Origin of the sequence: Glaciecola sp. 2405UD65-10 (assembly GCF_048820975.1) — a bacterium.
GTDB lineage: Bacteria > Pseudomonadota > Gammaproteobacteria > Enterobacterales > Alteromonadaceae > Glaciecola.
The window spans coordinates 100530-114556 of record NZ_JBMEUF010000001.1; the positions used below are offsets into that span (position 1 = coordinate 100530).

The 14027-nt window shown below is 40.6% G+C and carries 12 protein-coding genes; 10 read left to right on the forward strand and 2 right to left on the reverse strand.

Features of this window, described 5'->3' with window-relative positions:
• Nucleotides 1-71 precede the first annotated feature (71 nt).
• The 7 genes from ACOI22_RS00545 to ACOI22_RS00575 all read left to right on the forward strand — a co-directional run bounded on the left by ACOI22_RS00545 (nucleotide 72) and on the right by ACOI22_RS00575 (nucleotide 4925).
• Complete coding sequence (locus ACOI22_RS00545; protein ID WP_420669135.1) at nucleotides 72-641, forward strand: MotA/TolQ/ExbB proton channel family protein; 570 nt, start codon at nucleotides 72-74, stop codon at nucleotides 639-641.
• The gene (locus tag ACOI22_RS00550) at nucleotides 638-1015 is read left to right on the forward strand and encodes a hypothetical protein (RefSeq protein WP_420669137.1); all 378 of its coding nucleotides are present in this window, start codon (nucleotides 638-640) and stop codon (nucleotides 1013-1015) included. The genes ACOI22_RS00545 and ACOI22_RS00550 overlap by 4 nt, the downstream gene beginning before the upstream one ends.
• A 65-nt stretch (nucleotides 1016-1080) precedes the next feature.
• Entirely contained in the window at nucleotides 1081-1980 is a 900-nt protein-coding gene (locus tag ACOI22_RS00555; protein WP_420669139.1) for a hypothetical protein, read from the forward strand.
• Between the two features lie 109 nt (nucleotides 1981-2089).
• Nucleotides 2090-3118: a hypothetical protein gene (locus tag ACOI22_RS00560; protein ID WP_420669141.1), complete on the forward strand. Its 1029-nt coding sequence runs from the start codon at nucleotides 2090-2092 to the stop codon at nucleotides 3116-3118.
• A gap of 4 nt (nucleotides 3119-3122) precedes the next feature.
• The gene (locus tag ACOI22_RS00565) at nucleotides 3123-3428 is read left to right on the forward strand and encodes a hypothetical protein (protein ID WP_420669143.1); all 306 of its coding nucleotides are present in this window, start codon (nucleotides 3123-3125) and stop codon (nucleotides 3426-3428) included.
• Nucleotides 3425-4042 carry a hypothetical protein gene (locus ACOI22_RS00570; RefSeq protein ID WP_420669145.1) on the forward strand — a complete coding sequence of 206 codons (618 nt, stop codon included), beginning with the start codon at nucleotides 3425-3427 and terminating at the stop codon, nucleotides 4040-4042. The genes ACOI22_RS00565 and ACOI22_RS00570 overlap by 4 nt, the downstream gene beginning before the upstream one ends.
• 349 nt (nucleotides 4043-4391) lie before the next feature.
• Nucleotides 4392-4925: a prepilin-type N-terminal cleavage/methylation domain-containing protein gene (locus tag ACOI22_RS00575; protein WP_420669147.1), complete on the forward strand. Its 534-nt coding sequence runs from the start codon at nucleotides 4392-4394 to the stop codon at nucleotides 4923-4925.
• A 91-nt stretch (nucleotides 4926-5016) separates the two neighbouring features.
• On the opposite strand, the gene ACOI22_RS00580 is transcribed toward ACOI22_RS00575, so the two are convergent.
• Nucleotides 5017-5424, reverse strand: a complete 408-nt coding sequence (locus tag ACOI22_RS00580) for a hypothetical protein (RefSeq protein ID WP_420669149.1) — start codon at nucleotides 5422-5424, stop codon at nucleotides 5017-5019.
• Between the two features lie 197 nt (nucleotides 5425-5621).
• Between ACOI22_RS00580 and ACOI22_RS00585 the strand changes: the two genes are divergently transcribed.
• The gene (locus ACOI22_RS00585; RefSeq protein ID WP_420669151.1) at nucleotides 5622-8030 is read left to right on the forward strand and encodes a DNA polymerase II; all 2409 of its coding nucleotides are present in this window, start codon (nucleotides 5622-5624) and stop codon (nucleotides 8028-8030) included.
• A gap of 16 nt (nucleotides 8031-8046) precedes the next feature.
• On the opposite strand, the gene ACOI22_RS00590 is transcribed toward ACOI22_RS00585, so the two are convergent.
• Nucleotides 8047-9915: a metallophosphoesterase gene (locus ACOI22_RS00590; RefSeq protein WP_420669153.1), complete on the reverse strand. Its 1869-nt coding sequence runs from the start codon at nucleotides 9913-9915 to the stop codon at nucleotides 8047-8049.
• A gap of 209 nt (nucleotides 9916-10124) precedes the next feature.
• Between ACOI22_RS00590 and ACOI22_RS00595 the strand changes: the two genes are divergently transcribed.
• Together ACOI22_RS00595 and ACOI22_RS00600 are read left to right on the forward strand one after the other, a co-directional pair.
• Nucleotides 10125-11222, forward strand: coding sequence for a Ca2+-dependent phosphoinositide-specific phospholipase C (locus ACOI22_RS00595; protein WP_420669155.1), 1098 nt, complete (start codon nucleotides 10125-10127; stop codon nucleotides 11220-11222).
• A gap of 23 nt (nucleotides 11223-11245) precedes the next feature.
• Nucleotides 11246-13993, forward strand: coding sequence for a TonB-dependent receptor (locus ACOI22_RS00600; protein ID WP_420669157.1), 2748 nt, complete (start codon nucleotides 11246-11248; stop codon nucleotides 13991-13993).
• Nucleotides 13994-14027: the final 34 nt, after the last annotated feature.

A 14027-nucleotide genomic window follows, 5' to 3' on the forward strand; every position in this document is an offset into this window, starting at 1 on the left:
AAGAAAGCTCTCTTTCACTCATCTAGTCACTCATCTAGTATTTAACAACTCACTGTTATGGGAGGCAAATAATGGCTATTTATAGTTATTTCGCGCATGCGGTTATGCTTTTTTGCATATTTTTAGTAATCAAATATACCTTTGAGTTTTACCGATTAAAGCGCACTATTTTGCATGACGATGCCGATATTAAAGCGGTCTTACAAGCTCGCGATATTGCCCGTATAAAAGCAGTCCGACACCCTTCAGTGATGTTTTATCGACGTTCGCAAACTAAAGAAACACAACAATCATTGGAAGAGCAAACCCTGCAGTTGTTTGCCCCCTTATTGTTAAAAGTGAATGCGCTTAAATCTATCGCTCCTGCGCTAGGACTTTGTTTTACTGTTATTTCTATTATTTTATCATTCCAGGTGTTTGCCAGTAGCGGCGACATTAAAATGATGTTTCAAGCCGCTGCGGTAGGTTTAGGCACAACAGCAATGGGTGCTTTAGTAATGTCGATGGCAAAATGGTTAAGCGACCGTAAGTTAATACCCACCTTTCAACATATTTTTTTACTCAATCAAGCTCACCTTAATCATTTACGCACTATGTTGCAGGCAATGGCTAAGCGAGTGCCAACGAGGGATAGCCAATGAACACCTTAAAATTAATCACCGAGAGTGGAAATGAAGAGGCATGGTTATTTGCAGACCTGTTTGCCAGTTTGCTAATGACTATTGTGCTATTGGTAAACGTGCATACCTTGCAAGCGTCGCCACAAACAACCGACCAAGAAGGTGCAGACGCTAAGCAAACTCGTCTGCTGTTTTTGCATGCCGATGGCAACGTCTCAATTGACGAACAGAGCAATCCCTCAATGTCGTTAAAAGAAGCTATTACGCAGTTTCAAAGCAGTGATACTCAAGTCGAAATAGTCGGAACAACTAATGCTAATAGCTTAGTGCTTTACACCGCGTTTAGTCAGCTTAGCCAACAAAATATTCAGTACGTATTTACGGCTGAACAATAATTACGTGGCGGTTTTACACGCCTCGATTTTAAAGTTTTCCATTATTTTACAAGAGAGAAAAAAGTATGATTAAACTTCCTCGTCCTGCCAAACCCACTCTTTTAGCCATAGCGTGTATTTTACCTATTATGCTACTTTTATATGAATACTTAGCTAGCCAAAATGGTCACTTGTCGTTGCTGGAGCCATTTAAATCTTTGCCAATCAACGAATCTAAAATAACAGAGAGTAAAGCTTTACTATCCTCTAAATCCTCGGCACAGCCATTGCAAAAGCTAAGCATAAAAACAAAACCCGACATGTCAGAAACAACCACAAATGAGCAACTAAAGGAGCCTATAACCGAAGCACAACAAGCGCAGACTAATCAAACTGTGATTGAAACAAGCTCAAATCAAACCCGAGTAAAGTCTTTACTTGCAATCGATGAGCTACCAAAAACAACAGATAACAATCGCAAGGCTGTTACTACAAAAGGCGAGCATACAGACGGTAAACTGCACTTGCCTGCTTTAAAAGTAGATGCTCATTGGAGTAACGAACTGATCATGGCCTTATTGCGTGAGGGTAAAATTCGTGTTGTCGCTAGCAATGCTAAAGGCCAACATTTCGATTATAAAATGAATGGGACTGCATTTCATCAAGGCACTTTTGTTCCACTGAAAGACTACGACCTGTTGTCCGATAGGCGCTTATTACTGAGGCCTCTTAGCGGAGCGGCTTATCACCAATTGCTGACGGCGTATAAGTTATCAGGACGCGGAACACACACTCCTAATCTTATGATTAGGTTCACCCGACAATTTAACCATGAAATTTCGCAACAGCAACTGGCTTTAGTTGATAGCAAAACGTCAAGAAACACTGCACTTGGCCAAGCCTCAAATGCTTCTGAATTGGGCACAACCGTGCTTTCATTTTCGACCTCTAATGGTGAGTCACAATACACGATGAGCGCTCAATAAACGTCTTTGCAATAAATATTTTAATAATTTTGTTATTTTTCGAAACAATACAGCGTTACTAAATAATGAACGACCAGACGTTCTTCATTTACCCAAATAGGATGACATTATGCGTACAATTCAAGCCTTAAATAAACCAGAGAAGTTAGCCCTGCCAGCATCAAAAACAGCACTAGCAGTTGCGATTGTCTATACCCTCCAAGTAGGCGCGGTTAATGCACAGCAATCTGAGATGGTCGATGTGGAAGTCGTTCCAATTGGAACAGTCGAAAAAAAGAATATCCACGCATCAGTGTTAGAACAAGCTGCTGTTGAAATGGATAACCGCGCAAATGCGTTTAACGCTTATGCCAAGGTGGTTGCTAATGAAGCAAGTGCTGTAAAAGCGTGCAGTGATAAAGCGCCATGTCTTATTAGCGTTTTATATACCTCGGCTGATGCCAGAAAAAACTATGGCCAATTCATGATTGAACATGGCAAAAAATTTGACTCAATCGCTGTAGGTTTTACCGAGCTTGTAAAGGCTGCCGATGGGCGCGCAAAAAGCTTATACAGCGACTACGACTTTAAACGCACCGAGTTTTTTAGTTCGTACGACAACGCGCTAAACTTGTTGATGGCCAATAATGTGATGACTGAACAAGATGCGCAAAATTTGTTGAGTAACGAACAGTACGCCGCTTTAGTAACACTATCCATCGAGTTAGACACGCAGGCGTACGACTTGCTCGCCACCAAACAATTGATCGAAATTGCGGGTGTCGAGTCGCAAACATATGCAGCCAACATAAACGCTTATAAGGCCTACGCAATAGATGCCAAAATTGAAGGCACTAAACTCGACAGTGAAGGCTATAAGCAAGGTCGAAATGCTGATGTGTTAGTGGCACAAGAAAACGGCAAATTGATTAACGACAACTTAAATAGTTTTGCATCTGTGATGTCTGATAACGCATACAAAACAACCGAGTCAGCATTTTTAAAAGATGTCACTGTTAGTGGTTTTGCAGGTAGTCAAGACGACTCAGAGCCAACGTTTGGTGGGGGCGGTCTGTCTTTGTTCTTCGGTAACTCGAAAAGAATCGACAACATTCGTGATTTCACCTATTCAAATAAAAACACGTCAGACGAGGGTTAAGTCCATGAAAAAGTTTTTCTCAAGTAAAAAAAATCTATTGCCAGCGGTTTTGGCAGCCAGCGTCATTATTTTTTGCGCAAGCTTTGTGTATTTTGCAGGTGATGTGCAATTAGTGAGTTCAGTTCCTTTGTCAAAACAGCAAAAGCTGCAACAACAGCAGACACAAATACAGTCGATGTTGCACAAGATGAAGGCCGACGCTAAGCGTATTCGAGAGTCGGCGTTAAATACGCCTGGCTACAACAAAATTAACGAACCAGCAAAAGCAGACACACCTGCCAAAACCAAAACAGATGGAGACAGCCAATGAAAAATGCATTAAGTAGTTCAGCGACATGCCTGTTAGCGCTTGCAAGCATGCTAACGAGTACGATAGCTTTGGCACAAGTAGACCGCGAAAAGCTCGTTCAAGCCGCCACCTTGAATGCGTATAAATCGAACCCAGACAAACACCCTATCGACAATCAAGACTTAAACAGTAAAAGCAAAGCAAACTCGTTAGAGCCGCGCTTACTTATTAAGTCAGAAGCGCCTAAAGAATTAACCCAAAGGCTTGCCCCAATTGGTGCAGAAAACCAAAATGTGGATGCTAATCCTAATGCGACAAATTGGCAATTACAGTTACTCGACCAAAATATTAGCAGTAGTGCAGAGCGTTCAGGTAAGTTACAAGAGGCTACAAATAAACTGAATGCTATTTTAAAAGTTCCTAAGCAAGTCTCAGGCGTGTTGCTAAATAATCAACAATCAGCACTTAAGACGTTAAGTGAAAATGATGTTCGCTCTTTTGGGAATACTCCACGCAACCCCATACAGATTGACAATAAAGCCGTATTGACTGATCCTAAGGTGCCACTTAAAAGCTTTCATGATGCAGATAAACTGAAGCAAGCCACGCAACATTTTGAAAGCTTATTTGATTAAACAGATGCTTATGACAAAAATGCGCAATACATGAAATGCGTTGCGCATTTTATTGGTTTGAAGTGCAATAGTCTAAGTCCCCCAGGCACTTTCTCAGAAACTATCTAATCAAAATAACTACTTTTCTTTAAATGTGAAACAATCATTTTTTAAAGCACATCTTAACTAGCGTAAGGTTAATATTGATATGGTGAACTTACCTATTAATGGTATTTGTATGAATAACAATGTATTTTTTCGTGTATTTCATCAAGCTAGAAATATGTAATACTCTTATTATAATGGCGCCTGAATATTGAGATATGCGTGATCAACAAATTTATAAATTGCAATAAAGTGAAATTTTCACATGCAATTTAACCGTCATTCTTTTGCGGAAAAACAATCCGGTTTTACCTTAATTGAGTTAATAATTGTAATTGTGATACTAGGTGTTTTAGCCGTAAGCGCTGCCCCACGCTTTATCAATATATCCACTGAAGCTAACGTGTCTACTTTACAAAATATGGGTGCTGCAATTATGGCTACGGCCAATATGGTGCGCGCAAAAGCAAGCATTCAAGGAGTAGAAAAAATGGCTTCTGCTTCAGTCGATTTAAATGGTGATGGTGAAGGCGATATTGCTACTGTTTATGGCTATCCTCAAGCATCAAGGGTTAACGGTTTATCCACTAACTTAAATGCTGATTTTGAAAACCAATGGGGATGGGCAACAACTTACGGCCTAGACAAATTTTACGTGGCGTCTGAAGCGGCAACAGGCATAAAAGGCTTTAAAGTGAATCGGCAACAACATTTTGCATCAAATTGCTATCTTGTATACAGCAATGCGAGTAGCGCCGGCAGCGAGCCAACAATTGAGTATGAATTAAGCGGGTGCTAAGCGTTCGCTGTTTCTCTTCACCATAATGACTGATGTAATCATCCGCTAATCAAAAACGCACTGGCGTGTTTAACTAAGCTATTAATGGGCATTAGCCATTAATAGCTCCAATAATAAATAAACACAGTGCCAAAAAACCTACAGCAATAATTACTTTATGTAGCGCTGCACTAATGCCGCCGCCTATCACGCCACCTATAATATATGCGGCTGGCTCTACTACATTGTTTTGGCTCATCAAGTAACATGACGCAATAAAACCAATAATAAAAAATAATATGGCTAATGAACCATCGTCAGCCTTTTTCGCACTTGATGTGTGCTGTACTTTTTTATTTGTGCTGCGCACTTTAGTTTGTTTGCGGGGTGTAGCAGGAGTATAGCTGTTGCTGCGGGTAGGGCGGTCTTGCAAACCTGCGGTATTATGCATTGAGCCAGTTACCACACCTGTTTGGCCAAGTGCGTATTCTTCCATATCTTTAAATGCTTGTTCGTTCATAGTCAGTCACCTTTATTTGAAAATTTTTAAACCTCAATATGGGTTGACGGACATAACATAAAAAGTGAACAAATTATTATAATAATAGTGCCAACATAATAGCCGCGCTATGTTGTAGCGCTCTCATTTTCTTCACACATCATATTACAGATCCTTTACAATAACGCAAAAATATTAGCTTGTAGTTAAAGTCACACGTGTTCACTCAAAACTCACCACAAACCGGTTTTTTGTTAAGCCGACAAGCTCACGATACTCGTTCGGGTATTGTGCTTACGTTTTGGTTAAAAACGCACAGTGCGCCTGTAAAACTGTCTATTGAGAACGAGCAAGCGCTATTCTTTGTTGAAACCCGCCAAATTGAAGAAGCGCTTAAGCGGCTAAGTAATCAAAATCTACATTTTGCGTCATATAAGTCATTGCCACTTAAAACATTTGGGCAAGCGCCAGTATCCGCCATTTATTTTAATTTCATGAAAGATTTTTATGCAGCCCGTGACCTACTCAAGCAAAGTGAAATTAAAATATATGAAGATGACTTTAGGCCTGAAGACCGCTACTTAATGGAGCGTTTTATTACAGCAAAAGTGGCATTTGTAGGCCAAGAAAGCCAGCCAGGTTCGCTCACTTCAAGCGCCAACAAAATCCAGAGTAATAAACACTTAAGTGTTCACAATACAAAATGTAAGCCCGGTAGCGGCAACTTTCAATTACGCATGGTATCTATAGACATTGAATGCGCAATAGATGGCGCCTTGTATTCAATTGCCGCCTTTAGTGAAACAGAACAAGTCGTGTTTATGATTGGTGAGGCGCAGTCTGACTCGCCCACGTATATACATTGGCTTGAAAACGAACATGCCTTGCTTGTGGAATTTATTGCGTGGTTTATGGCCTACGATGCTGATGTGCTTATTGGCTGGAACGTAGTTAATTTTGATTTAGACTTGCTACAAAAACGTTGTGACATATTAAACCTTAGTTTTGCCATTGGGCGTGATGGCCGCAGCCCTTATTGGCGCAAAAACCGAAACACAGGCAATCAATATATTTCTATTGCGGGCAGGGTGGTTCTTGATGGCATTGATTTATTAAAAACCGCCACTTATAGCTTTTCCAGTTTTTCTCTTGAAAATGTATCAAGGGAGTTATTAGGAATAGGTAAAAAAGTGAGCAATGTTGAAAACCGTTTGGCTGAAATAACCCATAACTTTATGCATAACAAGCTTGCGCTTGCCGCATACAATCTTGAGGATTGCCGATTGGTATGGCTTATTTTTGAAAAAACACACTTACTTGAATTTGCGATGCTAAGAGCGCAATTAACGGGCTTAGAGCTTGACCGAATAGGCGGTTCGGTTGCAGCCTTTACTAATTTATATTTACCTAAACTACACCGTGCTGGCTATATTGCGCCTAATTTGGGAGATGGCGCTTCAGGTTTAGTGTCACCCGGTGGTTTTGTAATGGACTCAACCCCAGGCTTGTACAACAATGTGTTGGTGCTTGATTTTAAAAGCCTATACCCGAGTATCATCAAAACGTTTAACGTTGATCCAATGGGCTTAATAGAAGGAATGAAATCACCCTCTACAGCGATTGAGGGCTTTGACGGAGCTTGTTTTTCAAGAACCAAACACTTTTTACCCCAAATAATTGATGGCTTATGGAAAGAAAGAGACAAAGCGAAAAAAGAAAATAATGCGGCTTTGTCACAAGCTATCAAAATTATCATGAATTCTTTTTACGGTGTATTGGGCTCAACAGGCTGCCGTTTTTTTGATCCTCGTTTGTCGGGCTCTATTACTAAACGCAGTCATGAGCTGTTGGTCACCACCAAAGAGTGGATTGAAACCAAAGGTTACAAGGTTATATATGGTGATACCGACTCAATATTTGTTCATGCGGGTAACAATCTTAATGCCAATGAATGCGCAAGTTTAGGTAAAGAACTTCAAAGCTATATCAACAATAAATGGCAAGAAAATATTCAAGCGCGTTTTGCCATAAATAGCCAATTAGAAATTGAGTATGAAACGCATTTTGTGAAATTCTTTATGCCTACCATTCGCGGCTTAGATATAGGTACTAAAAAACGCTACGCGGGCACAGTTGTTAAAAATGGTGAGCAAAAGCTAATCTTTAAGGGATTAGAAAGTGTGAGAACTGATTGGACTGAATTAGCAAAAGAGTTTCAGCAATCTTTATACGCTAAAGTATTTAATGATCAGCCTGTTGATGAATATGTATTGCAAACCGTAGCTGATACCTTGGCCGGTAAATTAGACAACAAATTGGTATATAGAAAGCGGATTCGTCGTAAATTAAAAGACTACGTTAAGAATGTTCCACCGCATGTGAAAGCCGCGCGCCTGGCAGACGAACAGAACAGTTTGCAAAATAAGCCGCTTAAGTATCAAAATACAGGGTGGATTTCGTATGTTATTACCACTAGTGGCCCTCAGGCTATTGAATACCTTAGCGCACCTATTGATTATCAGTTTTATATTGAGCGGCAACTAGCCGCAATTGCTGATGCTATTTTACCTTTCGTTTCAACAAGCTTCTCGCAAATTACAAACAAACAGCTGAATCTTTTCAATTAGCGCTAGCTTTGTCTTTTTAGCGTGCCTGCAAACTGTGGGTGTTTAAATCAATACTAAAATTGCCACTAGCTTCGCTTTGAATCATCATTGCCATGCTAGATAAAAGTTGTTGTAGCTGAGTATTTACCAAAGTGTTAGGTAGCTCGCAATTCTCGTACATTTCATGTAGCTGTAAGTAAGCATTCTTTTTTGGTGTATTAACAGCCGCAATATGGTCAGCATTTTTGATGCGGTAAAAGTCGTAAATTAGGCTTAAACCACTCTCTTTATTACCCTGCTGCAGATCGTTTATTTTTATGTTGATAGCCTGAGCGCATTTAGCTTGTGTTGAAAGGGCCTTTAGTGAGTTATTTTTTAAAAATGACACAAGTGCTTGGGGCCATTCTTTTGGTATGTATCGGTGCGTAACTACTCCTTGTAAATGCTTGTCGGTAAACTGTGCATAAGACGACACATTTAAAATGTTCTTGTCCCAATTAGGAAGGTTATGCGCATGATTAAATTCCCATTCAGCTTGGTAATGGGTAAAAAGGGTTTTAAATTTGGGCACGTTACTTACCGTAACGGTTTCAATGTTTGCAATGTTTGCAATGTTTGAACTTGATAAACTTAAGATCTTATAAGCGGGTTGGTACGCAGCTAGGCTAGGCACTTGAATATTAAACAAAGTGCTACCTGAGTCGGATTGTGCTGTTCCTGTATCATTTATATGCATATGCCCAGCAAAATGTAGCTGTAAGCCTGTGTTAGCTAATAAGTTCTCAGTTTGCGCAGTGGGTAATCTTTTCAGTTGAAACGCATTGTTGCCGAAAAGTTGCTTTATGTTTGCAGATGCGCCGTCATAAAAGTCAGTCATAGGAAAGTGGCTAAATGCTACTAATTGTTTGTTTGCTTTTTTTGCCCGCACTACGACCGACTTTATCCATTCTAATACAGGTTTCTTATAGGTAAACATAGCATTGTAGCCTGCGCTGCTTGAACCTTTAAATGCTTGCTCGCTTGCGTTTTCAATCACGTAAACATTTGCGTCAATAGCTAATAACCATAGGCCTTCAACAGGCTCTACTAAATAACTTGCGTCTGGCATTTTGAAGCATTGGTCAGGGGTATCATTTGAGCACCAATCTAAGTAGCGTTTTTGCATTGCATGGTCAAGCATTGATTCGTGCATTGACTCGTGCATTGATTGCGTAAAAGGGGTTTCATAATGCAGGTAGTTTTGTTTCGGCATAAAGCCGTGCTGCGCTAATGCCTCCATTATTTCTTTATAACCCCAATGCTGAATGTCGTTTGTACAAAAGGTTTGCGCTTGCATACTTGAGCCGGCAGCGCACTTTTTATGTTCAAGACTATACACACCCGCTTCTTGACCATTTTTAAGCAAAAAGTCTTTCTTTCCCCCCGGCACAGTAAATGGCTTTACAGGGTCATGATTACCGGTAATTACAAAAAATTGAATACCGTGCTCTTGCGTGTATTTATCCAGTATATTTTTGATAGCAAGTACATTTATGGGCTGGCCGTCGTCGGTGAAGTCCCCGGGAAGCGCTACAAGTTTTATGTTTCTTGCAACAATGTCATCTAGCGCTGCAAGAAGCACATAATAATTCTCATTGAAAAGCCGCGTTGAATGTAATTGTGACGACATGCTACGCAGCAATACTGCCTTACCTTGTTTATCTGTTGGAAATAGAGCGCGTTCTTGGTGGGTTAATGGCGCAATATCTGCGTGAATATTGTGAAGGTGAATATCTGCTAAAAAAGCAATTTCAATATTTTGGCTAGGTTTGGCTGCCACATTAGCCTTTTCCTGATTAGCCATTACCGGCAGTGAAAAGCTCCATTGAATAACTAAAACGCTTAATGCTAGGTGGAGCTTCTTCATCGTTATTGTTCCCTTTTTACGTATATTTTTAGCTGATTATAATAAGACTCACTTACTGACCAAAAGGGGACAAAAGTAATTAAAAATTAATAATTACAGTGTTTTATGTGACACTTTTATGAAGATTGATAACAAGTCAGAAATGCTTTGTCCCCTTTATTGAATTTTTACACTCAATAGGGTCAGTTAATATACACAGAGCAATTTTAATGACCAACTTGTTAAGAATAAGCCCCATTTTATTTGTTTGGATGTGCTTGTGCAGCGCGCCGCTTTGGGCTAAACCGCTGAATCACTTTCAAGCAATAGGATCGCACAACAGCTACAAGCAAGTTATGCCGAATGCGGCATTAGACTATGTGGCAACTCAGAATGCGACTTTAGCAAAGGCAATTAATTACTCTCATCCATCATTAACTAAACAATTGCACTTGGGCATTCGCCACTTTGAAATTGACGTATTACTTGACCCAATTCCAGGCATGTACGCAAAGCCTACTTTGGAAGCTGAGCTTGGTCAGTCATTTTTTAGTGATACAGAGCGAGCATTACTCAAGCAGCCCGGATTGAAGGTGCTGCACATTCCAGATGTTGATGTTAAGTCTCACTGCAATTTGTTCAGCCAATGCCTTACCCAACTGTTGGATTGGTCAATTCAACACCCTGAACATTTTCCGCTTATTATTTTGATGAACGTTAAAGAGACGCGGGTAAGCTTTATTGATGGCCAGCAAGCTATGGCCTTTACTGCTGCCGACTATAGCGAAATAGACAAAGAAATTAGGCAAGTATTACCAGCCAATAAATTATTTAGCCCTGATCATTTACGCGCAAATTACGCAAGTTTAGAAGAAGCTGTACTTACCCAAGGCTGGCCAGAGCTAGCAAAATTAAAAGGTAAATTTATCTTTTTGTTTGATGGAAAACCCGGTCAAACAGCCTTATACGCAAAGAATCACCCATCATTAAAAGGCCGGGCAATGTTTGCTGGTTTCGCACCAGGCCAAGCCGAATCGGCTTTCTTAATTATGAATAACCCCTTAAAAGATTTTGAAGCAATTCGCTCAGCGGTAAAACAAGGATACATGGTAAGGACGCGCTCTGACGCCAATTTAACTGTGAGTAATGAGGTACGAGCTGCTCGCAAGCATGCTGCATTTTTAAGTGGCGCTCACATTATTTCCAGTGATTTTTACCAAGGCTCATTACAGGCCCAACAGGCTGGTTATTCCGTTGTTTTTGACGCTAATTCTTTCATTCGACTTAACCCTATTTCTAATGCCTTTTCTAAGGACGCAACTAATTAATTTACACACTTATGGAGTTTCACATGCAAAATAAATTTATAAAACAACCTTTGGTTTTAGCTGTAATTGCTGGGCTTGGCACAATATCAAGCTCTTCATTGGCCCAAAGCAATGAAAGCAATGGCGAATCAAGTATTGAACAAATTGAAGTAAAAGGCTTTAGAGGAAGTTTGCTTAAAGCGCGAGACCTTAAGCGCGAAGCCCTAGGCTCACAAGACTCAATTGTAGCTGAAGATATTGCTGACTTTCCCGATCTGAACCTTGCCGATGCATTACAGCGTATTCCGGGTATAGCCATCACGCGTGAAGGCGGTGAAGGGCGTCAAATTTCGTTACGAGGTTTAGGCCCTGACTTTACACAAGTACAACTTAACGGCATGGAAGCACTTGGTACGTCTAGTTCTGCTATGGATAGTCGCGGCTCAATAAGCCGCTCTCGTGCATTTGATTTTAACATTTTTGCCTCAGAATTATTCAACCGTGTAGATGTTGCCAAGTCATTTTCTGCAGATATGGATGAAGGTGGTATTGGTGGCACCGTTAATTTAGTCACGGCAAAACCTTTTGATTACAACGGATTTAAAGGTGCAATAAGTGGGCAGCTTGGGCAAAACACATTGGCTGATGGCACCAGTCCTCGTATTGCTGGGCTAGTATCAAATACATGGGGCGATTTTGGGGCTTTGGTGTCAGTGGCGTATAGTAAGCGTAACACTAGTGAACAAGGCTTTGATACTTACCGCTGGCGCTTAAGAAACGCACAGGGCTCTGATATATCCGCTTTGTCACAAGCTGACCAAGACGCAGTAAATTCGGGCGAATTGCGCTTTTCTCGCGGCAGCCGCTATTCAACATTTGAAAACGAACAAACCCGAGTGGGAGCAACACTTGCATTACAATATCGCCTAAGTGATAGCTTTAATTTAGGCTTTGACGCTTTGTATGGGGTGCTAGACAACGCGCGTGATGAATTTCATTTACAAAGTCGTGGCTCAAGTTCAACTGCGTTAGGCTGTACAGGCCCCACTTACGTAAATATTCAATCTCAAGCAAATGATCCTATTTGTTCGAGCATTTTGGATATTGAATATAACCAGGGTAACGAAGTTATTTATGCGCGTTTTGACAATGCCGCTATTCATTCTGAAAGCCGTGAGCAATATGCCGACACTACCTTTACTCAAATGGTTGTAAACAGTGAGTGGAATGTTAGCGAGTATTTGACTATAACGGCTTTGCTAGGTACATCAACAAGCGAGTTTGATACGGCCAGCACAAAAGTGTACTTAGAGTCTTTTGGTGAGCAAACCATTGATTACCGCTTAGACCGCTTTTATGGCAAAAATACCTATGGTTTTGATGTGACTGACGTGAATGAGTTTCGCTATCACGAGATTGATTTAGAAGACGACCAAATAGAAAACACCTTCGATATTGCTAAGTTAGACGGTGCTTATATAGTAGATGGAGCAGGCGTGATATCGGCCGGCGTATCACTCAAAACTTTTGAAAATGAAGCGTGGAAAAATCGTGATGGCAATCTAATGCGCACTCAATGGCAAGAGGGCGATGTATCAGATGTTGTTGACCCAAGCCTTACATATACGTACACCGGCCATGATGAACAAAAATGGTTGGCGGTAGACGTAAACGGTGTTTTAAATGCATTTGGAATTGATAGCAGCCTCGCGAAGGCCGAATATTCTGATAAAGTCATAGAAGATACCGTAGGGGCATACTTACAATATGAGTTTGATGCTGACTTCGCCGGTGGTTTCTTGCGAGGTAACGTAGGTGCACGTTATTACGATACTAACATCAGTTCATTCGGCTTGGTAAATGGCGAATTAGCAGAAGTAACGCAAGATTACTCAGGGGTATTACCTACTGTTAATTTGGCGTGGGATGCAACAGACAACTTAGTGCTTAGAGCCAGCTTCGGCAAAAATATTACACGGCCATCTTTAAGCGCGTTAAATGCGGCTGGCACAGTTCAAAATGATCCCACATCAACCAATGGTTTGAGTATTTCTGCCGGCAACCCCAAGTTAGAACCTTTTAAGTCAAATAACTTTGAAATGGGAGCCGAGTACTATTTTGATGAAGTGGGTTATGTTTCTTTCGCTTACTTTAATAAATCAATCGACAACTTTATTGTTACCAATACGCAAGATATGGCATACAGCGACACCGGATATGCGCTGTCGTTTTTAGGTGCGGTTGATGAATTAGGTAACCCGCAAACTGCCGATACTATTTTTACCGTAATTCAACCCATTAATACCGACAAAAGCGATATTGTGGGATATGAATTAGCGTTTCAGCGCGATTTTGATTTTTTACCGGCACCATTTGATAGTTTAGGCATAATTACTAACTATACCTATGCTGATGGAGAAGCTTTGTATAGAAATGTGGGAAATAGCGGAGTAGATGAGTATAAGTCGTTTCCTGGATTATCAGAGCATTCAGGTAACTTTACGCTTTACTATGAGCAAGATTCTTGGGGAGCACGTGTTTCCGCTGCATATCGCAGTGACTACATCTCTAACGTATCTTCTAATAGTGACGAAGACGAAAGAGGCTTCCACGCTACAACTTACGTTGATTTCTCTGCTTTCTATAATGTGTCAGAACAGATAAAAGTCACTATTGAAGGTACTAATTTAACTGATATACGTGAAGAGCAATACAGTGACACGGCTGATAGATTATACAACAGCACTAAAAATGGCAGGACTTTTTATTTAGGGGCGACGTATACATTTTAAGGTAAATAAAAGCTCGCCTGGATGAGCATTTATC